Source organism: Sphingomonas sp. UYP23 (assembly GCF_054059235.1).
On sequence record NZ_JBSSBX010000001.1, the window covers coordinates 3,449,789 to 3,474,342 of the forward strand.

Below are 24,554 nucleotides of genomic sequence, written 5' to 3' on the forward strand. Positions count from 1 at the left end.
TGGACGGTGGACGGTGCCGGCCCCGTGCCGCGCCAACGTCCGGCACTCCGCCCTTGTGCCGGAGCGTGTGGTGCCGCGCGAGCCGCGCGGGCGCCTGGTGCGTCCGGTGGATCCCGGGACGAGCTCGGGGTGACGTATGGGGGTTAGGGCAGCAAGGGCGTTGCCGCAGCGACAGCCGCCAGCACCTGCTCGGCATATTCGCGGCGGCAGATCAGCAGATCGGGGAGCAGCGGGTCGCGGCAATTGTACACCAGCGTGCTGCCATCGATTCGCGACGCGAACAGGCCGGCCGCCAATGCGACCGCGACCGGCGCGCAATTGTCCCATTCATATTGCCCGCCGGCGTGGAGGTAGATCTCGGCTTCGCCTTGCACCACCGCCATCGCCTTGGCGCCGGCCGAGCCCATCGGCACCAGATCGGCGCCGATCGCCGCGGCGACCGCGAGCACGATCGGATGCGCGCGCGAGCGGCTGACGACCATGCGCGGGCGGTGTGGGGCAGGGGCGAACGCCCGCGGCGTATCGTCGGTTGCAAAGACGCGGTGCGCCGCGGGCAGCGCCACTGCTCCCGTTACGGGCACCCCGTCGATCGCCAGGCCGATATGCACCGCCCAATCCTCGCGCCGCTCGCGAAACTCGCGGGTGCCGTCGAGCGGATCGACCACCCAGACGCGCCGCGCGGCGCAGCGCAGGCCGTCGTCGGCGGCTTCTTCCGACAGGACGTAGTCGTCGGGCCGTGCCGCATGGAGCAGCCGCAGGATCAGCGCATTGGCATCCTGGTCGCCGCGGTCGCCCAGTTCGGCATCCGGGCAGGCGCCCGCCACGCACAGGTCGCGGAGCACCTCGGCCGCGGCGAGCGCCACCGAGCGGGCGAGTTGGGCGTCGGTCTGGTCGCTCACAGGTCGTGGGTCCAGACACCCATGATATGCTCGACGATGCGCTCGGCCGCTGCTTCGGGGCTTTCGCGGGTCGTCTCGACGCGGATATCGGGGTGTTCGGGCGCCTCATAGGGGCTCGAAATGCCGGTGAAGTTGGCGATCGTCCCGGCGCGCGCCTTGGCATACAGGCCCTTCACGTCGCGCGCCTCGGCCTCGGCGAGCGGCGTGTCGACGAAGATCTCGACGAACGCCGCCGGCAGCATCGCGCGCACCATGTCGCGCTCGGCGCGGAACGGCGAGATGAAGGCGGTGAGGACGATCAGCCCGGCGTCGGTCATCAATTTGGCGACCTCGCCGATCCGCCGGATGTTCTCGACGCGGTCGGCATCGGTAAAGCCCAAATCCTTGTTGAGCCCGTGCCGCACATTGTCGCCATCGAGCAGGAAGCTGTGCCGGCCGAGCGCGAACAGCTTCTTCTCGACGAGATTGGCAATCGTCGACTTGCCCGAGCCCGACAGGCCGGTGAACCAGAGCAGTCGCGGCACCTGCCCCTTCTGCTGGGCATGCGCGGCGTTGGTGATGTCGACCGCCTGCCAATGGACGTTCTGCGCGCGGCGCAGCGCGAAATCGAGCATCCCGGCGGCGACGGTCGCGTTGGTCGCGCGGTCGATCAGGATGAAACCGCCGAGATCGGCGCCATCGGAAAAGGGTTCGAACACGATGTCGCGGTCGGTATAGACCTCGGCGACGCCAATATCGTTGAGCCCGAGCGTCTTGACCGAGAGCTCGGCGAGCGTGTTGACGTCGATCGCGTGGCGCGGTTCCTGGACGGTCGCGCCAACGGTCTGCGTGCCGAGCTTGAGCCAATAGCGCCGCCCGGGCAGCAGCGGGGTTTCGGACATCCAGACGAGCGTCGCGCGGAACTGATCGGCGACCTGCGGCGGCGCATCGGCGAGCGCGATCACGTCGCCGCGCGAGCAATCGACCTCGTCGGCGAGCGTGAGCGTGACCGACTGGCCGGCAACCGCTTCGGGCAGGTCACCGTCCATCGTCACGATCCGGGCGACGGTCGTGGTGCGGCCCGAGGGCAGGATGCGCACCGCATCGCCCGGGCGGACGCTGCCGCTCGCGATCAGGCCGGAGAAGCCGCGGAAATCGAGGTCGGGGCGGTTGACCCATTGCACCGGCAGCCGGAACGGGCGCGCCTGCGCGGCGTCGGCCTCGACGTCGATCGTTTCGAGATGCTCGATCAGCGTCGGGCCGTCGTACCACGGCATCGCCGCGGACGGGCTGGCGACATTGTCGCCGGCAAAGCCCGAGATCGGGATCGCGGTGAAGCGCTCGATCCCGATCGCGCTGGCGAAGGCGCGATAGTCGGCGACGATCGTGTCGAACACCGACTGGTCGTAATCGACCAGGTCCATCTTGTTCACCGCGAGTACGACGTGGCGCAGCCGCAGCAACTGAACGAGGAAGCTGTGGCGGCGGGTCTGCGGCAGCACGCCCTTGCGCGCGTCGATCAGGATCACCGCGGCGTCGGCGGTCGAGGCGCCGGTCACCATGTTGCGCGTGTATTGCTCGTGGCCGGGCGTGTCGGCGACGATGAACTTGCGCTTTTCGGTCGCGAAGAAGCGGTACGCGACGTCGATCGTGATGCCCTGCTCGCGTTCGGCGGCGAGGCCGTCAACGAGCAAGGCGAAGTCGATGTTCTGCCCTTGCGTGCCGACGCGCTTGCTGTCGTCCTCGAGCGCGGCGAGCTGATCGGCGAAAATCGCGCGCGAATCGTAGAGCAGGCGGCCGATCAGCGTGGACTTGCCGTCGTCGACCGAGCCGCAGGTGATGAAGCGCAGCAGCGACTTGTGCTGATGCTGCAGGAGGTAGGCGTCGATGTCCGATGCGATGAGCGCGTCGGGGGCATATGAGTCTCCCCTCCCTGGAAGGGAGGGGTTGGGGGTGGGTTGGCCTAGGGAGAGGGCTGACGCCGCCACGGGCCGACCCACCCCCGGCCCCTCCCTTTCAGGGAGGGGAGGAGAATTAGGGAGGGGAGGAATACCTGCGTTCCCAAGCGTGCCCATCAGAAATACCCCTCGGCTTTTTTCTTCTCCATGCTGGCGCTCTGATCGTGATCGATCGCGCGGCCCTGGCGTTCGGAGGTGGTGGTGAGCAGCATTTCCTGGATCACCTCAGGCAGCGTCGTCGCGTCGCTCTCGACCGCGCCGGTCAGCGGATAGCAGCCGAGCGTGCGGAAGCGGATCGAGCGATCGACTGGGACTTCGCCGGGTTCGAGCCGGAAGCGGTCGTCATCGACCATCAGCAGCATACCGTCGCGCTCGACCGTCGGGCGCGGCGCGGCGAGATAGAGCGGGACGATCTCGATCCCTTCGGCGAGGATATATTGCCAGATGTCGAGCTCGGTCCAGTTCGACAGCGGGAAGACGCGGATGCTCTCACCCTTCGCCTTCTTCGCATTGTAGAGGTGCCACAGTTCGGGCCGCTGCGCCTTGGGGTCCCAGCGCTGGCTCGCCGAGCGGAAGCTGAAGATGCGCTCCTTGGCGCGGCTCTTTTCCTCGTCGCGGCGTGCGCCGCCAAAAGCGACATCATAGCCGCCCTGCGTCAGCGCCTGCTTGAGGCCCTCGGTCTTCCACATGTCGGTGTGGCGGCTGCCATGGTCGAACGGGTTGATGCCCTGCGCCACCGCGTCAGGGTTCTTGTGGACGATCAACTCCATCCCCGCCGTGGCCGCGGCGCGCTCGCGCAGGTCGTACATCGCGCGGAATTTCCATGTCGTGTCGACATGCAGCAGCGGGAAGGGCGGCTTGCCGGGGAAGAAGGCCTTGCGCGCCAGATGGAGCATCACCGCCGAATCCTTGCCGACCGAATAGAGCATCACCGGGCGCTCGGCCTCGGCGACGACTTCGCGCAGGATGTGGATGCTTTCGGCTTCAAGCCGTTGGAGGTGGGTCAGGGTCGTCATGCTGCATTGCAGATAGTGGAGAAACGCAGCCGCGCGATCAACTTATCCTGTTGGCGTCTAAAGCGCGCTCACGACGCGGCATTGCGCTCGACCGAGTCGAGGATCCGCGCGCCCGCCATGAACACCGCGATCGGGCAGACCGCAAAGAGCAGCCAGCCGCCGATGCCGGGATATTGCGAAAGATAATGCACCCCGCGTTCGACCGCGCCGAGCGCGAGTGCGTAGATCACCGCAAAGGCTTCGAACTTGGTCTTGATGACGAACAGGCTGGAAAGTTTGGTCCACATGCAACAACCCAAAGCAAGGGTCAGGCCAAGCGCGGTTTGGCTGGGGTCTGCGGTGCCCGATATGGTTACCTGTCAGTTAACCCGACGGTTGCCGGATCCCTTGGCCCCGTTTCGCCCCGTGGCGTCAGGCCCGCGCGACATGGCTGACGATCGCATCCTCCCCGACGCGCAGAGCATCGGCGGTCACCCGGTCGAGCACCACGCCGCCCTCGCAGCCGCGCACCCCGCCATAAGCGCAGCGGAAATCGGCGAGTCGGCCGTGTGCGATCAGCGCTGGCTCGCCGCCATCGTCGTCGAGCGCGACGATCCGCGAGGATTGCGCGTCGCGCACGGTGCGGACCTGGTCGGTCTTGGCGATCATCGTCGGCCCACCGTCAAAAATGTCGACATAGTTCTCGTACGCGAAGCCTTCATTCTCGAGCATCCGCATCGCCGCGCGGCCCGACGGGTGGGGCAGGCCGATCACAGCGCGCGCACTCTCGGGGAGCATCGCGATGTAGACCGGGTGCTTGGGGAACAGGTCGGCGATGAATTGGTGGCCGCGCACCGCGTTGAACTGGTCGGCGTCCTGGAAATTCATCCCGAAGAAGCGCCCCGCCAGACCGTCCCAGAAGGGCGATCCGCCGGCCTCGTCGATGATCCCGCGCAATTCCGCCAGCACGCGATCGGCGAAGCGCGCGCGATGTGCCGCGATGAACAGGTAGCGGCTGCGTGCGAGCAACATGCCGAGTCCGCCGGCGCGCTCGCCCGGATGGAGGAACAGCCCGCCGACTTCGCTGCAGCCCTCGAGATCGGTGGTCAGCCCGAGCATGTCGGCGCGGAAGGTGCGGCCGAGCTCCTTGCTGTGCTGCGTCAGCGTGCCGAGGCGGTAGCTGTAGAAGGGGTAGCTCTGCCCGACATGCGTGAAGATCTGGCAGGTGCCGCGCACCTCGCCCGTCTCGACGTTTTCGAGCACGAGCACGAACAGATCGTCGGCCTTGCCGTCCTCTGTGCGGCCAAAGGCGGCGGCGCTGCGGTCGAGCTTGGCCTTCAACGCCGTGCGATCGGGCGGGAGATTGGTGAAGCCGCCGCCGGTGAGCTTGGCCATCTCGTAGAGCGGCTGGAGATCGCTGTCGCGCGCGGCGCGGATCACGTGAGTCAAAGGGAGCCCTTTTCGGCAAGGCGCAGGATTGTCAGCGCCGACAGCGCGGCGCGTTCGGGGAGCGAATCGACGATGAGGAATTCGTCGGTCGAATGGATCGCGCCGCCGCGCGCCCCCATCGTGTCGACGACGGGGACGCCGCACGCGGCGATGGTGTTGCCGTCGCACACCCCGCCCGTCGCGCGCCACGCGATGTCGAGGCCGAGCGCGGCGCCGCATTCCTTGACGAGTGCGAAGAGCTTGGCGGCGCCGGGATCGATCGGCTTGGGCGGGCGGTTGAAGCTGCCATGCACCGCGATCGTCACGTCGTGCGCGGCGGCGACGTCGGCCACCAGCGTGTCGATGGCCGCCTGCGCGCGCGCGATTTCGGTATGGTCGGCGGGGCGGAAATTGATCCGCAGCACGGCGTGATCGGGGACGACGTTGTTCGGCCCGCCGCCCTCGATCCGCGCCGGATTCACGGCTAGCGCGGGCGAGCGAACCGCGAATAGGCGCACCGCGAGGTCCGACGCTGCAACGATCGCGTTGCGGCCGTCGTCCGGGTTGCGCCCGGCGTGCGCGCTCTTGCCGGTGACGACGATCGAGAAATTGCCCGTGCCACCGCGCCCGCCCGCGAGCGTGCCGTCGGGCAGAGCGGGCTCGTAGGTCAGCGCGGCAAGCTTGCCGCGCGCGGCGCGGGCAATCAGCGCCGATGAGGAGAAGGAGCCGGTTTCCTCGTCGGAGTTGATGACGACTTCATAGCCGATCCGCGCTGCGAGCGGGCTCGCCTCGACGGCCTTCAACGCCGCGAGCATAACCGCGAGCCCGGCCTTCATGTCGGCGACGCCCGGGCCGTTGAGCGTGCCATCGTCGCGGGCGGTCAGCGTCTGGAAGGCGTGATCGATCGGATAGACCGTATCCATGTGCCCGGTCAGCAGGAGCTGCACCGATGCTTCGGGGCGGACGACGAGATGCAGATGCTTGCCGTGGTTGAGCGTGGTGACGGTTCCGTCGGCCGCGACGCTTTCAGCAGTGTCGCCCGAGACGAGCGCAAGCTCCCCCGGCAGCGCGCCGAACGCCGCCGCGAGCTGTTCCGCGACCACCGCCAGCCCCGCGAGGTTACGCGTGCCGCTGTTGATCGCCGACCAGGCCTCGACCTGTGCCAGCATCGGCTGCGTCGCGACATAGGCGACGGCCGCGCGGTCAATGTCTGTCATCCCCACCATAGGCTCGGTCTAGCCGGTCTGCGCGGTACGCTCCACCCCTGGCACCGCGTCAGGACAGATGCGGCGCAAAGGCGGCGAGGACGTCCTCGTACAGCGTCTTCTTGAAGGGGACGATGACGTCGGGGAGCGTCTCGGGGCGGATCCATTGCCAGGATTTGAATTCGGGATGCTCGGTCGCGATGTCGATATCGGCGTCGCTGCCGAGGAAACGGTAGAGGAACCAGCGCTGCCGCTGCCCGCGCCACTTGCCCTTCCACACGCGGCCGACGAGCTCTTCGGGTAGATCGTAAAACAATTCGTGCGGCGCAGCGGCGATCAGTTCGACATGCTCGGGCGCGATGCCGGTTTCCTCGCCGAGTTCGCGCAAAGCGGTGGTCTCGGGGTCCTCACCATCGTCGATCCCGCCTTGCGGCATCTGCCATGCTTCGACCTCGGCATCGATCCGCTGGCCGACGAAGACGAGGCCGTCGGCATTGAGCAGCATGATCCCGGCGCAGGGCCGATAGGGCAGGGTGGTGGGGTCGGTCATTGAGGACTCTTTCTTCTAAATCCTCCCGCGCGAAGCGTGGGAGGGGGCCCCGGAGCATTCAGCGGAGGGTGGGGGGCGGCGCTTCGCGAGCGTGTCGCTTGTCGCGGCTTCCTCCACCACCAGCCTGACGGAGGCTGGTGGCCCCCCCGGTTTCGGGCGAGGATTAAGCGGCTTCCGCGATGAGTGCTTTTGCCGCGGCAAGCGCACCCGCGACATCGGCCGCCGAAGACGGGATCGCCTTGCGGAGCGTGATGAAGCCGTGGATGTTGCCGACGGCCTCGCGGAAGATTACCGGAACGCCCGCTGCGGCGAGTGCCCCTGCATACGCGCGGCCCTGGTCGCGGATCGGGTCGAGGCTTGCCGTCACCACCACCGCGGGTGGCATCCCGGCGAGGTCGCCCTTGAGCGGCGAGGTGCGGATATGCTCGGCCTCGGCCTGATACGCGGCGTTGAACCATTCCATACTGTCGCGCGTGAGCAGATAGCCATCCGCGAATTGGGAATAAGACGGATATTCGCGGCTCGTGTCGGTCGCGGGATAGAAGGGCAGGTGCGCGATTACCGGCACCGCGGCCGGTGCATCGCGCAGCGCCATCGCCGTGACGATCGCGAGATTGCCTCCGGCGCTGTCTCCACAGACGACGAGGCCGGTGACCGTCCGGCCGAGCGCGGCCGGGCTCGCCGCCGCCCAGCGTGCCGCAGCCTCGCAATCGTCGGGTGCAGCGGGCCAGGGGCTCTCGGGCGCGAGGCGATAATCGACCGCGAGCACCGGCAGGTCGAGCGTACGCGACACCTCGGCGCAAAAGCTCGCATGCGTGTCGAGATCGCCGATCACGAAGCCGCCGCCGTGGAAGAATACGACCAGCGGCCCAGCCGCGCGCGTCGCGGCGGTGTCGAACAGCCGCGCGGGAATGTCGCCGGCGGGTCCGGCGATTTTCAGGTCGGTGATCGTCGCCAACTCGCCGACCGGCGGATCGGCGATGTCCTTCATCGCGGCATAGGTTGCGCGTGCGGCCGGCGCCTCGAGCTGGTGCATCTTGGGGCCAGGGATATTGTTGAGGAAAGCGAGGAAGCCCGCGACATCGGGGCGCACATACGGATCGGTCACGCTGCTCTCCATCTGGTCTATGCCGTGTTTGCTCCTACCTAGGGAGGATGATCGCGGTCGTCCATCACCCAGCCTATGTCGCGAACGGCCAGTCGGCCAACCCGAGCCAGCTCAGCAAGAATGCCGCGATCCGTGATCTCCTGCGCACGCATGGGAGCGCGATCGACTGGCACGAACCCGAGCCGATGCCGCTGCACTGGCTCGAGGCGACGCATGATCCCGACTATGTCGCCGAAGTGCTCGAAGCGCGCGTGCCGCGCGAGAAGGAGCGGCGGATCGGCTTTGCGGTGACGCCGAGCGTCGCGGCGCGCGCGCAGGTCGTGCCGGCGGGGACGTGGCTCGCGGCCCGGCTCGCGCTCGTCCGTGGGTTTGCCGCCAATAGCGCGGGTGGGAGCCATCATGCGCTCGCCGAGACCGGGGCGGGCTATTGCGTGTTCAACGATCTCGCGATCGCGGCGGTTCGGCTGGTCGAAGAGCGTGATGTCGCGCGCGTGCTGATCGTCGATTGCGACGTGCATCAGGGTGACGGCACGGCGGCGCTCACCGCCGGTCGGCCGGGGATCGCGACCTATTCGATCCATGCCGAGAAGAACTTCCCGGCGCGGAAAGCCCGTTCGAGCCTCGACGTGCCGCTCGCCGACGGGATCGGCGATGCCGCCTATCTGGAAACGCTCGCGGCGACGCTTGTGCCGCTGATCGACGATTATCGGCCCGAGCTGATCCTCTACCAGGCAGGGATCGACCCGTTGGCGGGCGACCGGCTCGGCAGGCTGGCCCTGACGCCCGAGGGCCTCGTCGCGCGCGACCGCTTCATTGCGGAAGCCGCCGCGACGCGCGGGATCGCGCTCGCGAGCACGGTGGGGGGCGGCTATGGCGATGACGTCCGCGCGCTCGCGGCGACGCATGTCGAGGTGATCCTGACATTGGGGCGGGCATATCACGCGGCGCGTGCGCATCTGCCCGCTCCGGGAACGATGGCGGCCGGTTCAAGTTGAGCATGACGGAAGCGGGCCAGGGTGCCTAAAGGGGCACCGCTCCCGTTCGTTTGTGAGGCCGTGCTTGACCGATCCCGTTCTTCTCTGGCTGCGCCGCGACCTGCGGCTGGCCGACCAGCCCGCCTTGCTCGCCGCGATCGAGGATGGGGCGGTGATCCCGGTCTACATTCTCGATGACGACACGCCGAAACACTATGCGATGGGCGGCGCGTCGCGCTGGTGGCTGCATCACAGCCTCGAAAGCCTCGATGCCGCTTTGCGCGCGAAGGGATCGCGGCTGATCCTGCGGCGCGGGGTGTGCGATGTCGAATTGGCCAAGCTCGCCGCGGAAACCGGTACGAAACGCGTCCATGCGATCCGGCATTTCGAGCCGTGGTGGCGCAATGCCGAGCGCGCGGTGGCCAAGCGGCTCGACCTGGAGTGTCACGACAGCAACTATCTCGCGCCGCCCGGTTCGGTGACGACGGGCTCGGGCGGGCAGTACAAGATCTTCACGCCGTTCTGGCGCGCGCTCAAGGCGACGCTGCCGCCGCCCGAACCGAGCCGCGTGCCCGCGCATATCCCCGCGCCGGCGCACTGGCCGAAGAGCGATTCGCTGGCCGACTGGGATCTGCTGCCGACCAAGCCCGACTGGTCGACCGGGTTCGGCAAGGAATGGACGCCCGGCGAGAAGGGCGCGCACACACGCCTGAAGGCATTCGCGGATCATGCCGACCGCTATGACGAGACGCGCAACCTGCCATCGGTCGAGGGCAGCTCGCGCCTCTCGCCGCACCTCCATTTCGGCGAAGTGTCGGCCGCGCAAGTGTGGCACGCGGTCGCCGATGCGGGAGGCTCGGTCGATGTCTTCCTCAGCGAGATCGGGTGGCGCGATTATGCGCAGACCGTCATCCAGCAATATCCCGATTACGGCACCAAGAACGGTCGCGACGCACTCGATACGCTCGCCTGGCGGACGGGCAAGGCCGCGGATGCGGATCTCAAGGCGTGGCAGCAGGGTCGCACCGGCTATCCGATCGTCGATGCCGGGATGCGCCAGCTGTGGACGACGGGCTGGATGCACAATCGCGTGCGGATGATCACCGCGAGCTTCCTCATCAAGCATCTGCTGATTGACTGGCGCAAGGGTGAGCGCTGGTTCTGGGATTGTCTGGTCGATGCCGATTACGGGTCGAACGCGGTCAATTGGCAATGGACTGCGGGCACCGGGATCGATTCGAACATGTTCGTGCGGATCATGGCGCCGCTCGTCCAGTCGCCCAAGTTCGACGCGGGTGCCTATATCCGCGAGTGGGTGCCCGAACTTGCCGGCGTCAGGGGCGATGCCGTCCACGATCCCGAGGACGCCGGCTGTCGCCCGCGTGGCTACCCCGCAAAAATCATCGGGCATCGCGCGGCGCGCGAGCGTGCGCTTGAGGCGGCACGCCAGACGCGCTGAAAATCCCGTTGCGGTGCGCGGGCATGGATGCGAGGGGGCGCGCAATGCTTGGGGCCTTCTCGAAATTGTTTCACCGCCTGCTGGACCGGATCGACGCAGGTCTGGTCACGGGATCGCTTGCCGCGCACTTGCCCGACGGGCGCGACCGGCTGCTCGGCGGACGCGCGCCGGGTCCGGCGGCGGTGGTCGACCTGCGCAGTTGGCGCGCGCTGCTGCGGCTGGCGACGGGCGGATCGGCGGGCTGGTATGTCGCCTGGTCCAAGGGCGAATGGGCGAGCCCCGATCCGACCGTGCTGTTCGAGCTGTTCATGCGCAACCGCGTGACGCTCGGCGGCACCGCGCGCTCGGGCGGGGTGATTCGCACGCTGCGGCGCGTGGTGAACAGCCGGCGGCGCAACTCGCGCGTCGGGGCACGGCGCAACATCGAGTTTCACTACGATCTCGGCAACGATTTCTACCGCGTCTGGCTCGACCCGAGTCTGACCTATTCGAGCGCCTTGTTCGCCGAGCCCGTCGCAGCGGCAGAAAGCCTCGAGGCGGCGCAGGCGACCAAGATCGACGCGATCCTCGACCGGTTGGCGGTGGCGCCCGGGGACCGCGTGCTCGAGATCGGCTGCGGCTGGGGCGCGTTTGCCGAGGCGGCGGCGCGGCGCGGGCTCAGCGTCGATGCGATCACGCTGTCGGCCGAGCAGGAGCTCGCGGTGCAGCAGCGGATCGCGGCGGCCGGCTTAAGCGACGTCACGGTCTCGCGGACCGATTATCGCGACGTCACCGGCGAATATGACGCGGTCGCCTCGATCGAAATGGTCGAGGCGGTCGGACAGGAATATTGGCCGGCCTATCTCGCTGCGATCGCGCGCGCGCTCAAGCCTGGCGGCCGCGCGGCGCTGCAGTACATCACGATCGATGACGCGATCTTCCCGGCCTATGCCGAGAATGTCGATTTCATCCAGCGCTACATCTTTCCCGGCGGGATGTTGCTGTCGGAGAGCCGCTTTCGTGCGCTGGCGGAGGCGGAGGGGCTCGCGTGGCGGGACAACCACACCTTCGGGCTGCACTATGCCGAGACGCTGCGGCGCTGGCGCGAGATGTTCGATGCGGCGGTGGCGGAAGGACGCTTACCGGCCAAATTCGACCGGTCTTTCATCGACTTGTGGCGCTATTATCTGATGTATTGCGAAGGTGGCTTCCGCGGCGGCGGGATCGACGTCGCGCATGTCTCGCTGGTTAAAAGTCCCCCTCCCGCAAGCGGGAGGGGAGTTTTGACGGATCCCTGCGGGAAGCAAGAGGGATGATCTTTATTCGACGCGCTCGAAATGCCCGGTCGCGAAATCTTCGGTCAGCAGGGCGACGATCCGGTCCGCCACGACCGAGGGATCCTTGACCGACTTGGGATCCTCGCCCGGATAGGCCTTGTGGCGCATCGCGGTGCGCGTGGCGCCGGGGTCGATGATCGCGGTGCGGACCTTGCTGATCAACTCCATTTCGTCGCCATAGGCGGCAAGCAGCGTCTCGAACGCCGCCTTCGACGCGCCGTACATCCCCCAATAGGCACGCGGTTTGCGCCCGACGCTCGAGGTCAGGCCGATCACCCGGCCGTGCGCCGACTTGCGCAGCATCGGGTCGAACGCTGCGATCAAGGCGGCCTGCGCGCTGACGTTGAGCGTGAGGACCTGCGCCATTTCCTTCGGGTCGATCGCGGGGACGGCAGACAGCTGCCCGAGCATCCCGGCGTTGAGCACCATGATGTCGAGCGCCGGCCAGCGTTCGCCGATCGCGGTGCCGAGTCGCGCGATGCTGTCGGTTTCGGTCAGATTGAGCGGCGCGATCGTCGCCGACCCGCCCGCGTCGAAGATCGCGTTCTCGACCGTTTCGAGTCCCGCGGCGGTGCGTGCGGTGATCACGACATGCGCGCCCGCCGCGCCGAGCGCGAGCGCGGTCGCGGCGCCGATCCCGCGGCTTGCGCCGGTGACGAGGGCGATTTGATTAGCGAGGGGCTTGTTGGTCATACGGGGCTCTCTCCCTTTAAGCCCCTCCCCTTCAGGGGAGGGGTTGGGGGTGGGGCCGAGCCTCGCAGAGAGCTAGCGCCCGTTCCTTCCCTCACCCCAACCCCTCCCCTAAAGGGGAGGGGCTATGTTTGTTAGATAACGCGTTCCGCCAGCAGCGCGAACTGGTCGACCGAGGACACGTCGTCCTGGTCGGTCAGGCTGGTCGGATAATCGCCAGTGAAGCAGGCATCGCAATGGCTCGGCCGGATCGCATTGCGCTGCGGCTCGCCGAGCGCCTTGTACAGGCCGTCGATCGAGATGAAGGCGAGGCTGTCGGCCTTGATATATTCCGCCATCTGTTCGAGATTCTTGGTTGCGGCGAGCAGCTTGGCGCGTTCGGGCGTGTCGACGCCGTAGAAGCACGAATGCCGCGTCGGTGGGCTGGCGATGCGCATATGCACTTCGGCGGCGCCGGCTTCGCGCATCATCTCGACGATCTTGAGGCTGGTCGTCCCGCGCACGATCGAATCGTCGATGAGGACGATCTTCTTGCCCGCGATCAGCGCACGATTGGCGTTGTGCTTGAGCTTGACGCCGAGGTGGCGGACCTTGTCGCTCGGCTGGATGAAGGTGCGCCCGACATAATGCGAGCGGATGATGCCGAGCTCGAACGGAATGCCCGACTCCTGCGCATAGCCAAGTGCCGCCGGCGTACCCGAATCGGGGACCGGGATGACGAGATCGGCATCGACCGGGCTCTCGATCGCCAGCTGCGCGCCGATCGCTTTGCGCACGGTGTAGACGCTGCGGTCTTCCGAAATCGAATCGGGGCGCGAGAAATAGACATATTCGAAGATGCACGGCCGCGCCGCGACCTGCGGGAAGGGGCGGTGCGAGGTGATCTCGGTGCCCTTGACCATCACCAGTTCGCCCGGATCGATCGAGCGGACGAAGGTCGCGCCGACCACGTCGAGGGCCACGGTTTCCGAGGCGAAGATGATCGACCCGCCGTCGGGGCCATCGATCTTGCCCATTACCAGCGGGCGGATGCCAAGCGGATCGCGGCAGGCGATCATGCCCTCGGGGGTCATCACGATCAGCGAATAGGCCCCTTCGACGCGCTTCAGCGCATCGATGAACTTGTCGACGGTGGTGCGGTAGTTCGAGGTCGCGACGAGATGGATGATCGTCTCGGTGTCGCTGGTCGACTGGAAGATCGACCCGCGCCGCACCAGATCGCGCCGCAGCCGCATCGCGTTGGAAATATTGCCATTATGCGCGATCGCGAAACCGCCCGAGGCGAGATCGGCATACAGCGGCTGCACGTTGCGCAAAGCCGTCTCGCCCGTGGTCGAATAGCGGACGTGGCCGCAGGCGACCGATCCGCGCAGCGGGACCATGATGTCCTCGCGGTCGAAATTGCCCGCGACATGGCCCATCGCGCGATGGGTGTGGAATTCCACCCCGTCGAAGCTGGTGATACCGGCCGCCTCCTGGCCACGGTGCTGCAGCGCGTGCAGCCCCAGCGCCACCAGCCGCGCCGCGTCGGTCGCGCCGGAAATGCCGAAAATGCCGCACTCTTCGTGCAGCGTGTCGTCTTCATGTGGATTCGTGGTCAGCATATCGCCCTTCGGGGGTAGCGCTCGCGGGGCATATAGGGACCGCTCGGCGGTTTGTCGCGCTTTTGTCACAACAGGCGGAGCGTTTGGTCGCATCGCCCGTTTTCGGCGGATTGCAGGAGATGGCGATGGCAAAGGATCATGGGCCGAGCGTCTAGGACGACGCGCTCTACGAAGACCTGCGGCGCCACGGCGCGTCGAAGAGCAAGGCGGCGCGAATCGCCAACGCCAGGGCGGCGGGAACGATCGACCATCGATCGAGCGAGCTCGACGATCGCACGAAGGACGATCTGATGAAGGAGGTGCGCGCGATCGGGGTCGCCGGGCGGTCGAAGATGACCAAGGCCAAATTGGCGCAGGCGATCCGCAAGGGTTGAGCGAAACCCAGGCGCGCCGCCGCCCACCGTCACCCCATTCCCGTCGCCCCAGCGAAAGCTGGGTCTCTTGGTCAGGCGCGCGCCCGCCTTCACGAGGCCACAGCTTTCGCCGGGGTGACGGTGCGGGGGTAGGGTGTTGAAGGGGCGGGAGTGGTGGTGATGGCGGGCCGGGGCGACCGTGAAGGGCGGGGTGACGGGCGGCAGCGGGGCCGCTAAGCAAGCCGCATGCCCGATCCCCGCGAAACCGGCCTAGCGCTGGACCCGAAATACGACGCCTCTGGCCTGATCACAGCCGTCGCGACCGACCGCACGACAGGCGAAGTGCTGATGCTCGCCCACATGAATGCCGAAGCGCTGCGCCTGACGGTCGAGACCAGAGAAGCGCATTTCTGGTCGCGCAGCCGTGGCGCACTGTGGAAAAAGGGCGAGACGTCGGGGCATGTGCTCCACGTCGCCGACATGCGGATCGATTGCGATCAGGATGCGGTGTGGCTGCTCGTCGATCCCGCCGGACCCGCCTGCCATACCGGCGCGCGCAGCTGCTTCTACCGGCGTATCGCGGGCGATCGGTTGGTCCCCGCGGAATGACGCCGCGCTCTGGCATGCGCGGTCGCGCCGTGCGGGGGCGGGCGAGGGTGGCATGTGCGCTGTTCGCCCTGGTCGCGCTGGCGGCATGCGGTAGCGGAACGTCCGATCCGGCCGCCTCGCCGACGCCGCAGGGCCTCGAAGCCGCAGCGATCCAGGCTGGCGTGATTCCCGATCCGGCGAGCACAGATCTGACGGGCGTGTACGCCACCGAGAATGATCGCCTGTGCATCGTGCCCAGCGCCAATGCTTATCGGATCGGCGTGTTCGTCGACTATGACGAGACGCAGAATTGCGGTGGTTCGGGCGAGGTTTCGCGCAGCGGGGATACGCTCCACGTTACGCTCGGCGCGGGCGGCGATGCGGCGGGGTGCAGCTTCGATGCGCGCTTCGAGGGCGACCGCATCGTTTTTCCGGCGCGCGTGCCTGACGCCTGTCAGAAAGTCTGCCGCGGGCGCGCGTCGATCGCGGCGCTCGACGTCACGCGGCTGAGCGAGTCGGTGGCCGAAGCCGCGACGCTGCGCGATGCGCGCGGTCGGCTGCTCTGTGGCAGCGGCGGATAGGCTTGACGTTCACGTAAGCGGCAACTATTTGTGCGGCATGTCTACCGGTCCCGCCTATGCCCTGATCGAGCGTCATCCCGACCGCGATCATTTCTCGATTTCCGATCTCTCAGCCGAGTTCGACGTCACGGCGCGGGCGTTGCGCTTTTACGAGGATGAGGGGCTGATTGCCCCCGAGCGACGCGGCACCGCGCGGATCTATTCGCAGCGCGATCGTGCGCGGCTCGCCTGGATCCTGCGCGGTAAGCGCGTCGGTTTCTCGTTGTCCGAGATCCGCGAGATGATCGACCTCTACGACATCGGCGACGGACGCCGCGCACAGCGTGCCGTCACGATCGAGCGCTGCCGCAGCCGTGTTGCCCTGCTCGATGCGCAGAAGCGCGACATCGACGCCGCCATCGCCGAATTGACCGAGTTCATCGAGCTCGTCGAACACACCAATCCGAAGGAAGCCTGATGCCCCAATATACGCCCCCCGTTCGCGACGTTCGCTTCGTGCTCGAGCATGTCGTCGGCCTCGAAAACTATGCCAACCATGCCGGCTTCCAGAACGCGACGCCCGACGTGGTCGATGCCGTGCTCGACGAAGGCGGCAAGTTCGTCGCCGAAGTGCTGTTCCCGCTCAATGCTTCGGGCGACCAGGAAGGCTGCACGCGTCACGACGACGGTTCGGTCACCACGCCGAAGGGCTTCAAGGAAGCCTATGACGCCTTCGTCGAATCGGGCTGGGGTACGCTGAGCGCACCCGAGGAATTCGGTGGCCAGGCGATGCCGCATGTCGTCTCGACCGCGTTCCAGGAATTCATGATCTCCTCGAACATGGCGTTCGCGATGTATCCCGGCCTGTCGCACGGCGCGATCGCCGCGCTGCTGGCGAAGGGCTCGGACGAGCAGAAGGCCAAGTACGTCCCCAACATGGTCAGCGGCAAATGGGGCGGCACGATGAACCTGACCGAGCCGCAGTGCGGCACCGATCTGGGGCTCATCCGCACCCGCGCCGAGCCGCAGGCCGATGGCTCCTATGCGATCACCGGCACCAAGATCTTCATCTCGTCGGGCGAGCATGACCTGACCGAGAACATCATCCATCTCGTGCTGGCCAAGACCCCGGGCGCGCCGGAAAGCTCGAAGGGCATTTCGCTGTTCGTCGTGCCGAAATTCCTCGTCAACGACGATGGCAGCCTCGGCGATCGCAACCCCGTCACGTGCGGCTCGATCGAGCACAAGATGGGCATCCACGCCAATTCGACCTGCGTGATGAACTATGACGGCGCGATCGGCTGGCTGGTCGGCGAGGAGATGAAGGGCCTCGCGGCCATGTTCATCATGATGAACGCAGCGCGCTTGGGCGTCGGCCTTCAGGGCTTGGGTGTCGCCGAAGTTGCCTATCAGAACGCGGTCCAGTACGCGCACGACCGCCGCCAGGGCCGCGCGCTGACCGGTCCCAAGGAGCCCAACGAGAAGGCCGACACGCTGTTCGTCCATCCCGACGTCCGCCGCATGCTGATGGAAGCCAAGGCGCTGACCGAAGGCCTTCGGGCATTGTGCTTGTGGGGCGCGCTGCAGGTCGATCTCGAACATGCCGGCGCGACCGAGGAAGAGCGCCAGCTCGCCTCGGACCTGATCGGCCTGCTCACGCCCGTCATCAAGGGCTACGGCACCGACAAGGGCTATGACGTCGCGACCAACGCGCAGCAGGTCTATGGCGGCCACGGCTACATCGCCGAATGGGGCATGGAGCAGTATGTCCGCGATGCCCGCATCGCGATGATCTACGAGGGCACCAACGGCGTCCAGGCGATGGATCTGGTCGGGCGCAAGCTCGCACAGAACGGCGGCCGCGCGGTCCAGGCATTCTTCAAGGTCGTCGCCGACGACGTCGCGGCGGGCAAGGCCGATCCGGCGACCGCTGATTTCGCCAGCCGCCTCGAAAAGGCCAATGGCGAGCTGCAGGCGGCGACGATGTGGTTCATGCAGAACGGCATGCAGAACCCCGACAATGTCGGCGCCGGCGCGCACAGCTACATGCACATCATGGGCATCGTTGGTTTGGGCGTGATGTGGCTGCGGATGGCGACGGCTGCGACCAAGCTCAAGGCAGCGGGCGAGGGCGACCAGGCGTTCCTCGACGCCAAGCTAATGACGGCGCGGTATTTCGCCGAGCGAATCATGCCCGAGGCGGGCGCGCTGCGTCGCAAGATCGAGGCTGGCGCCGAAGCGCTGATGGCGATCCCGCCGGAAATGTTCGTAGCGGCGTGATCGGCCATCGCCGCGGGTCCGGGGAAAACGGATCCGCGGCGTGGCGGCCGACGTCCCGGCGGCGGCCCCGGCCGCGGCGTCGGCGGTTTCGATAGCGCGGTTCAGCGCGGTTCGAACACTGTCGTGGGTTTGGGTGGTGGCGGGACCCGGCCGGTCGCCGCCGCCGCAGATTCGCCCGCCGGATCGGCTTTGCGGCGAACACCCGCCAGGCCTTCGGGCGCGGGGGGCGTCGAAAGCCCCGTCGTCGCGGCCGCATCGCGGGCGTCGAAAATCACCTCGTCGTCGCCGATCGGCTTTGGCGTCGCGAGGTACGTCTGTGCCTTCATACATTGCGTCGGGCTGGGGCGGCGGAACTCGCGACAGTTCCAGAGCGACTTGTCATATCCATGCTGCCGATCGCGGAGATAGCTGAACGACAGTGAAGCAATTTGCGCGGGCTTGAGCGGCAGCGTGGCGGAGACCTTTGCCGGATCGCTCCAGCCCATCACCTTGCAATACGCCCGATCACCGCAGGTGCGCTGTGCCATGACGGCGTAACCGTCGGGCGAGAGCGCATCGTCGAGCGCGATCAAGAAGCTGTTGCCATCACCGGCGAGCGGTGGCGGCAGCGCCGTCTTGGACGCAATCGGATCGAACATGGCGCCCGCGACCTGCCCGACGGCCAATTCGACGCCATCGCGATGCGCATCGGAATAGGCCGCGAGTTGCGCGATCGCGGGCTCGTCGCTCGAAACGTGCCGGTTGAACGCGGCGGGCGTGCCCCACCAGCCGCTCCAGCGGAAGAACAGATGTGTCCCGACGGCGGCGATCTTGTCGAGGCTCGACTGCCAATAGGGCACGACCCAATTGGTGTGGTAATGCGTCGCATAGCCGACCAACGGGAAGACCGCGCCGTTGAGAGCGGCTGTCGCGGTTGCACGCGCGCGCGCCCATTGGGCGTCGAGCCAGTGATTGCGCACCAGCGCGCCATCGCAGGTAAAGGTGAACTGGCAGCCGGTTGACCGTTCGGCCCCTTGGAACACCACGCCGCAGATCGTCTTGGGAAAGGCGGGGTGCCGGACGCGGTTGATGACGACCTGGGCCACTGCACGCTGGCCGGTCGAATCGTCGCCGGCTTCGTACAGCACCGCCGCTGCCATGCAGTCGATCGCGCGCTGGCGTTGAAGCGCGTCGCCATCGAGCGTGAAGGGGCGGGCGGGCGGGTTGGGGCCGTCGACAAAGGGGACGCCAGCATTGAACGTCCGGGCGTCATCGGGATCCACATCCTGGAAGGCGAGCGGATCAACGGCCGGCACCTCGGCAGCGGGGACGATCCGCGGCGGGCTGCTGCGCGCGACATGGTGACGCACCAGCGGCGGAGCAAAGCGGATCAGCATGGCCGGTACGGCGACCGCGAGCAGCGCGATCAGCACGATGATACCGCGAAGCGTCGCACTGGGCGGACGGCGGTCGTTGGTCATCGGCGAGGGAGGCGCGAGAAAGCGGGCACGAAAGTCTCCTGTCGGGAACGGCGGGCGCGTCTACCGCATTCGGCCCGGAAAGCGAAATGCAGTCCGGGCCGAGTCGATATCGTCATGTCGCAACGCAGTCGCCGGCTGGCGAGCGGTCGGGCTCAGCTTTCGGGCAGGAAGTCCGGCACCGAAAGATAGCGCTCGCCCGTGTCGTAGTTGAAGCCGAGCACGCGCACGCCCTCGGGCAGATCGGGCAGCTTCTGCAGGATCGCGGCGAGCGTCGCGCCCGAGCTGATCCCGACGAGCATCCCTTCCTCGGCCGCCGAGCGACGTGCCATGTCCTTGGCGACGCTGGCATCGACCTTGATCGCGCCGTCGATCGCCTGGGTGTGGAGGTTGGCGGGAACGAACCCCGCGCCGATCCCCTGGATCGGGTGCGGGCCGGGCGACCCGCCGGAGATGACCGGCGAGGCGGCGGGTTCGACTGCATAGACCTTGAGGTTCGGCCAATCCTGCTTGAGCCGCTCGGCCACGCCGGTGATGTGCCCGCCGGTGCCGACGCCGGTGATGATGACGTCGATCGGCGAATCGCGGAAGTCGTTGAGGATCTCGAGCGCTGTCGTGTGGACATGGACGTCGATGTTGGCGGGGTTCTCGAACTGCTGCGGCATCCACGCGTTCGGCGTCTGCTCGACCAATTCGAGCGCGCGCTCGATCGCACCCTTCATGCCCTTCTCGCGTGGTGTCAGGTCGAACGTCGCGCCATAGGCCAGCATCAGGCGGCGACGCTCGAGCGACATGCTCTCGGGCATGACGAGCACGAGCTTATAGCCCTTGACCGCGGCGACCATCGCCAGGCCGACGCCAGTATTGCCCGAGGTTGGCTCGATGATCGTGCCGCCGGGCTGAAGATGGCCGTCGCGCTCGGCCGCCTCGATCATCGCGAGCGCGATGCGGTCCTTGATCGATCCGCCGGGGTTCGAGCGTTCGGACTTGATCCAGACTTCGGCGCCGGGGAACAGCTTCTGGACGCGGACGTGCGGCGTGTTGCCGATCGTTTCGAGGATCGTGTTGGCTTTCATGGCGTGGCCTCCAGTTCGAGATCGTGCGAATCTTGTACGCTTTTGGGCGGGTCGAAGGTTTTCGCGTTGCGAATGCTGGGAAAGAGATAGGTCCACAGGAGCGTAACGACAATCGCCCCGCCGCCGCCGACCAGCACCGCGCCGACCGGGCCGAGCGCCGCCGCAAGGAAGCCCGACTCGGCTTCGCCGAGCTCGTTGGACGCAGAGATGGTCAGCTGTGAGACCGCGCCGACGCGCCCGCGCTTGTCGTCGGGCGTGTGGAGGGTGACGAGCGACTGACGGATATAGACCGAGAACATGTCAGCTGCGCCTGCGACCGCGAGCGCGCCAAGGCTCAGCGCCATGATTTGCGACAGGCCGAACACCACCGTTGCGACGCCGTAGACCAACACCGCGCCGAGCATCTTGGGCCCGACATTGGTCTTGATCGGGCGGAACGAGAAGAACAGCGCGACGACTGACGCGCCGACCGCGGGGGCGGCGGCGAGCAGGCTCAGTCCCTGCGGACCGACCTTCAAAATATCGTGCGCGTAGATCGGCAGCAACGCGCTCGTTCCCGCCAGGAACACGGCGAACAGATCGAGCGTGATCGCGCCAAGTACCAGCTTGTTTTGGCCGACATAGGCCAGTCCGTCGCCGATCAGGCGGAGCGGGTTGCCCTTGTTGGCGGCGATCGAGCGCGGCACCGGGGGAATCGTCAGCATCGCCGCGAGCGCGACCGCGAAAAGCACGGTTGCCAGCGCATAGGCGCCCCACGGCGCCGCGGCATAGGCGAAGCCGCCGAGCGCCGGCCCGATGATCGTGCCCACCTGCCACGAGATCGAACTCAGCGCGATCGCGGTCGGCAGCACTTCGCGCGGCACGAGATTGGGCGCGAGCGCGCCGAACGCCGGGCCAGCGAAGGCGCGGCCGAGCCCAAGCAGCACCGCGACCGAAAACAGCACCGGCAGCGTCATTCCACCCGAATAGGTGACGAGTGCGAGGATGAGCGCGCAGAGTACTTGTAATGCGAGGGTGCAGCGCGTGATCAGCCGCCGGTCGAATCGGTCGGCGACCCAGCCGGTGATCGGCGTCGTGACGAACAGCGGCACGAACTGGAGCAGACCGATCAGCCCGAGCTGCGCGGCGGCGCCGGCGGGCGACATGGTGGTGCGGGCGATCGTGTAGGTTTGCCAGCCGATCACGATGATCATCGCATTTTGCGCGATCGTCATCGCGAACCGCGCCGCCCAATAGGAACGGAATTGCGCGATACGGAGCGGGTGGGGGGCGGCGGTCATCGCGGTCAGCCTTAAGCGGTGCGCGGCGGGCGGGGCAATCGAGGATGTGCTTCGCCCGTCGAAACTTGCGCTGTCCCACCATCATCCCCCGCGTGATCCGGGATCGAGGCGGGCCGCTTGCTCTGGATCCGTTGCTCAGGGCGGCCGTTCCCGGGGATGCCGGATCCTCTCCGGCACGACCGGGTGCGAACACGAAACGTCACCCCGGTGCATCGTTTTGACAGCAGCGATTGATATCGGCGCAACATCGCGCCTATAGGCTCGCGTCCCTCTCCCTAGGTCATGAGGTCTTCCAGACGTGGCAAAAGCCCCCGCTGCCGTAAAGGCACTACCCCCGGTGCCCAACCGCGAGCGCCCCGACGAGCCCAAAGCGTACGAGGCATCGAAGGCGGAACTGCTCGAATTCTACAAACAGATGCTGCTGATCCGCCGCTTCGAGGAAAAGGCTGGCCAGCTCTATGGCCTCGGCCTGATCGGCGGCTTCTGCCACCTCTATATCGGCCAGGAAGCCGTTGCGGTCGGCCTGCAGTCGGGCCTTGATGGTGACAAGGACTCGGTCATTACCGGGTATCGCGATCACGGCCACATGCTCGCCTACGGCATCGATCCCAAGGTGATCATGGCCGAGCTGACCGGGCGTGGCGCCGGCATCAGCCGCGGCAAGGGCGGCTCGATGCACATGTTCTCGACCGAGAAGAAGTTCTACGGCGGGCACGGCATCGTCGGCGCGCAGGTGTCGCTCGGCACGGGCCTCGCGTTCGCGCACAAATATAACGAGGATGGCGGCGTCGCCATGGCCTATTTCGGCGACGGTGCGTCGAACCAGGGCCAGGTGTACGAAAGCTTCAACATGGCCGAGCTGTGGAAGCTGCCGATCATCTATGTGATCGAGAACAATGAGTACGCGATGGGCACGAGCGTCAATCGCTCGTCGGCCGAGGACCAGCTGTTCCGCCGCGGCGAATCGTTCCGCATCCCGGGCATCCAGGTCGACGGCATGGACGTGCTGGCGTGCCGCGGTGCCGCCGAGGAAGCGCTCGCCTGGGTCCGCGCCGGCAAGGGGCCGATCATCCTCGAGATGAAGACCTATCGCTATCGCGGCCATTCGATGTCCGATCCGGCTAAGTATCGCTCGCGCGACGAAGTCCAAGCGGTGCGCGACAAGTCGGATCCGATCGATCACGTCAAGAAGCTGCTCGACGCGCAGGGCGTGACCGAGGCCGAGCTCAAGACGGTCGACCAGGAGATCCGCAAGATCGTCAACGAAGCCGCCGACTTTGCCGAGCAGGCGCCCGAACCCGAGGCGGCCGAACTCTACACCGACATTCTGGTGGAAAAATACTGATGTCCGTCGAAATCAAGATGCCCGCGCTTTCCCCGACGATGGAGGAGGGCACGCTCGCCAAATGGCTCGTCAAGGAAGGCGATGTCGTCAAGTCCGGCGACATCATGGCCGAGATCGAGACCGACAAGGCGACGATGGAATTCGAAGCCGTCGACGAAGGGACGATCAGCAAGATCCTCGTCGCCGAGGGCACCGATAACGTGAAGGTCGGCACCGTCATCGCGACGCTGACGATGGAGGGTGAAGAGCCCGCCGCGACCGGCGAAGGCAAGTCCGAAGCCGCAGCGCCCGCGCCTGATCAGCCCGCCGAGCAGAAGGCCGAAGCGACGCCCGAGCCGGAGTCCAAGAAGGTCGACACCGGCACGCACCAGCTCGAGAAGGCCGCCGAGCACAAGGCCGAGGTCAGCGATCCCGCGATCCCCGAGGGGACCGAGATGGTCAAGCTCACGCTGCGCGAGGCTTTGCGCGACGCGATGGCCGAGGAAATGCGCGCCGATAAGCGTATCTTCGTGATGGGCGAGGAAGTCGCGCAGTATCAGGGCGCGTACAAGGTGACTCAGGGGCTGCTCGAGGAATTCGGCGACAAGCGCGTGATCGACACGCCGATCACCGAATATGGCTTTGCCGGCATCGGCACGGGCGCGGCGATGGGCGGGCTCCGTCCGATCGTCGAGTTCATGACCTTCAACTTCGCGATGCAGGCGATCGATCACATCGTGAACTCGGCCGCCAAGACCAACTACATGTCGGGCGGCCAGATGCGCTGCCCGATCGTGTTCCGCGGGCCGAACGCGGCGGCGAGCCGGGTCGGTGCGCAGCATTCGCAGAACTATGCGCCGTGGTACGCCTCGGTTCCTGGCCTGATCGTGATCGCACCGTATGACGCCGCCGATGCCAAGGGTCTGCTGAAAGCAGCGATCCGCACCGAGGATCCCGTCGTGTTCCTCGAGAACGAGCTGCTCTACGGCCGCACCTTCGACGTGCCCAAGCTCGACGATCACGTCCTGCCGATCGGCAAGGCGCGGATCATGCGCGAGGGCAAGGACGTGACCATCGTCAGCTATTCGATCGGCGTCGGGCTCGCGCTTGAGGCTGCCGAGAAGCTTGCCGCGGAAGGCATCGACGCCGAAGTGCTCGACCTGCGCACGCTGCGCCCGCTCGATACCGAGTCGGTGCTCAAGAGCCTGAAAAAGACCAACCGCCTCGTCGTGGCGGAAGAAGGCTGGCCGACCTGCTCGATCGCGTCGGAAATCCAGGCGCTGTGCATGGAGCAGGGCTTCGACGACCTCGACGCACCGGTGCTGCGCGTCACCAACGAGGACGTGCCGATGCCCTATGCGGCGAACCTCGAGAAGCTGATGCTGGTCAACGCCGACAAGATCATCGCTGCCGTGAAGCAGGTGACGTACCGCTGAGACAAACGGGGCCTCTTCCTGGTGGGAGAGGCCCC

At 66.9% G+C, this 24,554-nt stretch carries 22 protein-coding genes and 1 pseudogene; 10 read left to right on the forward strand and 13 right to left on the reverse strand.

Annotation, left to right across the window (positions count from 1 at the left end; translation table 11 throughout):
- Positions 1 to 143: 143 nt before the first annotated feature.
- The 8 genes from ACVWYO_RS17010 to ACVWYO_RS17045 all read right to left on the reverse strand — a co-directional run bounded on the left by ACVWYO_RS17010 (position 144) and on the right by ACVWYO_RS17045 (position 8,122).
- Complete coding sequence (locus tag ACVWYO_RS17010) at positions 144 to 899, reverse strand: 3'(2'),5'-bisphosphate nucleotidase CysQ (protein ID WP_457352777.1); 756 nt, start codon at positions 897 to 899, stop codon at positions 144 to 146.
- Positions 896 to 2,779 carry a sulfate adenylyltransferase subunit CysN gene (cysN, locus tag ACVWYO_RS17015; RefSeq protein ID WP_457355029.1) on the reverse strand — a complete coding sequence of 628 codons (1,884 nt, stop codon included), beginning with the start codon at positions 2,777 to 2,779 and terminating at the stop codon, positions 896 to 898. The genes ACVWYO_RS17010 and cysN overlap by 4 nt, the downstream gene beginning before the upstream one ends.
- Positions 2,780 to 2,952: 173 nt before the next feature.
- Entirely contained in the window at positions 2,953 to 3,852 is a 900-nt protein-coding gene (gene cysD / locus ACVWYO_RS17020) for a sulfate adenylyltransferase subunit CysD (RefSeq protein ID WP_457352778.1), read from the reverse strand.
- Positions 3,853 to 3,920: 68 nt separating this feature from the next.
- The gene (locus tag ACVWYO_RS17025) at positions 3,921 to 4,139 is read right to left on the reverse strand and encodes a hypothetical protein (protein ID WP_457352780.1); all 219 of its coding nucleotides are present in this window, start codon (positions 4,137 to 4,139) and stop codon (positions 3,921 to 3,923) included.
- Positions 4,140 to 4,263: 124 nt separating this feature from the next.
- Positions 4,264 to 5,280, reverse strand: coding sequence for an arginine N-succinyltransferase (locus tag ACVWYO_RS17030; protein ID WP_457352781.1), 1,017 nt, complete (start codon positions 5,278 to 5,280; stop codon positions 4,264 to 4,266).
- On the reverse strand, positions 5,277 to 6,485 hold the full coding sequence (locus tag ACVWYO_RS17035; RefSeq protein ID WP_457352783.1) for a hydrolase: 1,209 nt from the start codon (positions 6,483 to 6,485) through the stop codon (positions 5,277 to 5,279). The genes ACVWYO_RS17030 and ACVWYO_RS17035 overlap by 4 nt, the downstream gene beginning before the upstream one ends.
- Positions 6,486 to 6,534: 49 nt before the next feature.
- A complete protein-coding gene (locus tag ACVWYO_RS17040; RefSeq protein WP_457352785.1) occupies positions 6,535 to 7,014 on the reverse strand; it encodes an RNA pyrophosphohydrolase in 480 nt (159 codons plus the stop codon).
- Between the two features lie 163 nt (positions 7,015 to 7,177).
- Positions 7,178 to 8,122, reverse strand: a complete 945-nt coding sequence (locus ACVWYO_RS17045; protein WP_457352787.1) for an alpha/beta hydrolase — start codon at positions 8,120 to 8,122, stop codon at positions 7,178 to 7,180.
- Positions 8,123 to 8,169: 47 nt separating this feature from the next.
- Between ACVWYO_RS17045 and ACVWYO_RS17050 the strand changes: the two genes are divergently transcribed.
- The 3 genes from ACVWYO_RS17050 (at position 8,170) to ACVWYO_RS17060 (ending at position 11,850) form a co-directional block, all read left to right on the forward strand.
- Positions 8,170 to 9,117, forward strand: coding sequence for a histone deacetylase family protein (locus tag ACVWYO_RS17050; protein WP_457352789.1), 948 nt, complete (start codon positions 8,170 to 8,172; stop codon positions 9,115 to 9,117).
- Positions 9,118 to 9,181: 64 nt separating this feature from the next.
- On the forward strand, positions 9,182 to 10,555 hold the full coding sequence (locus tag ACVWYO_RS17055) for a cryptochrome/photolyase family protein (protein ID WP_457352791.1): 1,374 nt from the start codon (positions 9,182 to 9,184) through the stop codon (positions 10,553 to 10,555).
- Between the two features lie 44 nt (positions 10,556 to 10,599).
- Positions 10,600 to 11,850 (forward strand): class I SAM-dependent methyltransferase, encoded by a 1,251-nt coding sequence (locus ACVWYO_RS17060; protein WP_457352793.1) that lies wholly within the window; start codon positions 10,600 to 10,602, stop codon positions 11,848 to 11,850.
- A gap of 3 nt (positions 11,851 to 11,853) precedes the next feature.
- On the opposite strand, the gene ACVWYO_RS17065 is transcribed toward ACVWYO_RS17060, so the two are convergent.
- A complete protein-coding gene (locus ACVWYO_RS17065) occupies positions 11,854 to 12,564 on the reverse strand; it encodes an SDR family NAD(P)-dependent oxidoreductase (RefSeq protein ID WP_457352795.1) in 711 nt (236 codons plus the stop codon).
- A gap of 131 nt (positions 12,565 to 12,695) precedes the next feature.
- Positions 12,696 to 14,165 (reverse strand): amidophosphoribosyltransferase, encoded by a 1,470-nt coding sequence (purF, locus tag ACVWYO_RS17070; protein ID WP_457352797.1) that lies wholly within the window; start codon positions 14,163 to 14,165, stop codon positions 12,696 to 12,698.
- 167 nt (positions 14,166 to 14,332) lie between these two features.
- On the opposite strand from purF, the pseudogene ACVWYO_RS17075 reads away from it, so the two are divergent.
- The 5 genes and pseudogenes from ACVWYO_RS17075 to ACVWYO_RS17095 form a co-directional block, all read left to right on the forward strand.
- Positions 14,333 to 14,539, forward strand: a pseudogene (locus ACVWYO_RS17075) (DUF7218 family protein); the annotation flags it as partial.
- A gap of 225 nt (positions 14,540 to 14,764) precedes the next feature.
- On the forward strand, positions 14,765 to 15,127 hold the full coding sequence (gene hisI / locus ACVWYO_RS17080; RefSeq protein WP_457352799.1) for a phosphoribosyl-AMP cyclohydrolase: 363 nt from the start codon (positions 14,765 to 14,767) through the stop codon (positions 15,125 to 15,127).
- A 47-nt stretch (positions 15,128 to 15,174) separates the two neighbouring features.
- Positions 15,175 to 15,687, forward strand: coding sequence for a hypothetical protein (locus tag ACVWYO_RS17085; protein ID WP_457352801.1), 513 nt, complete (start codon positions 15,175 to 15,177; stop codon positions 15,685 to 15,687).
- Positions 15,688 to 15,724: 37 nt separating this feature from the next.
- Complete coding sequence (locus tag ACVWYO_RS17090; protein WP_457352803.1) at positions 15,725 to 16,144, forward strand: MerR family transcriptional regulator; 420 nt, start codon at positions 15,725 to 15,727, stop codon at positions 16,142 to 16,144.
- A complete protein-coding gene (locus ACVWYO_RS17095; protein WP_457352805.1) occupies positions 16,144 to 17,946 on the forward strand; it encodes an acyl-CoA dehydrogenase C-terminal domain-containing protein in 1,803 nt (600 codons plus the stop codon). The genes ACVWYO_RS17090 and ACVWYO_RS17095 overlap by 1 nt, the downstream gene beginning before the upstream one ends.
- A gap of 101 nt (positions 17,947 to 18,047) precedes the next feature.
- Here ACVWYO_RS17095 and ACVWYO_RS17100 read toward each other — a convergent pair whose 3' ends face one another.
- The 3 genes from ACVWYO_RS17100 to ACVWYO_RS17110 form a co-directional block, all read right to left on the reverse strand.
- Complete coding sequence (locus ACVWYO_RS17100; RefSeq protein ID WP_457352807.1) at positions 18,048 to 19,406, reverse strand: cell wall hydrolase; 1,359 nt, start codon at positions 19,404 to 19,406, stop codon at positions 18,048 to 18,050.
- Positions 19,407 to 19,558: 152 nt separating this feature from the next.
- Positions 19,559 to 20,479, reverse strand: coding sequence for a cysteine synthase A (gene cysK, locus ACVWYO_RS17105; protein WP_457352809.1), 921 nt, complete (start codon positions 20,477 to 20,479; stop codon positions 19,559 to 19,561).
- Positions 20,476 to 21,759, reverse strand: a complete 1,284-nt coding sequence (locus tag ACVWYO_RS17110) for an MFS transporter (RefSeq protein WP_457352811.1) — start codon at positions 21,757 to 21,759, stop codon at positions 20,476 to 20,478. The genes cysK and ACVWYO_RS17110 overlap by 4 nt, the downstream gene beginning before the upstream one ends.
- 298 nt (positions 21,760 to 22,057) lie before the next feature.
- On the opposite strand from ACVWYO_RS17110, the gene pdhA reads away from it, so the two are divergent.
- Together pdhA and ACVWYO_RS17120 are read left to right on the forward strand one after the other, a co-directional pair.
- Complete coding sequence (gene pdhA, locus ACVWYO_RS17115; protein WP_140849679.1) at positions 22,058 to 23,104, forward strand: pyruvate dehydrogenase (acetyl-transferring) E1 component subunit alpha; 1,047 nt, start codon at positions 22,058 to 22,060, stop codon at positions 23,102 to 23,104.
- Positions 23,104 to 24,519, forward strand: coding sequence for a pyruvate dehydrogenase complex E1 component subunit beta (locus ACVWYO_RS17120; RefSeq protein WP_457352814.1), 1,416 nt, complete (start codon positions 23,104 to 23,106; stop codon positions 24,517 to 24,519). The genes pdhA and ACVWYO_RS17120 overlap by 1 nt, the downstream gene beginning before the upstream one ends.
- Positions 24,520 to 24,554 lie beyond the last annotated feature (35 nt).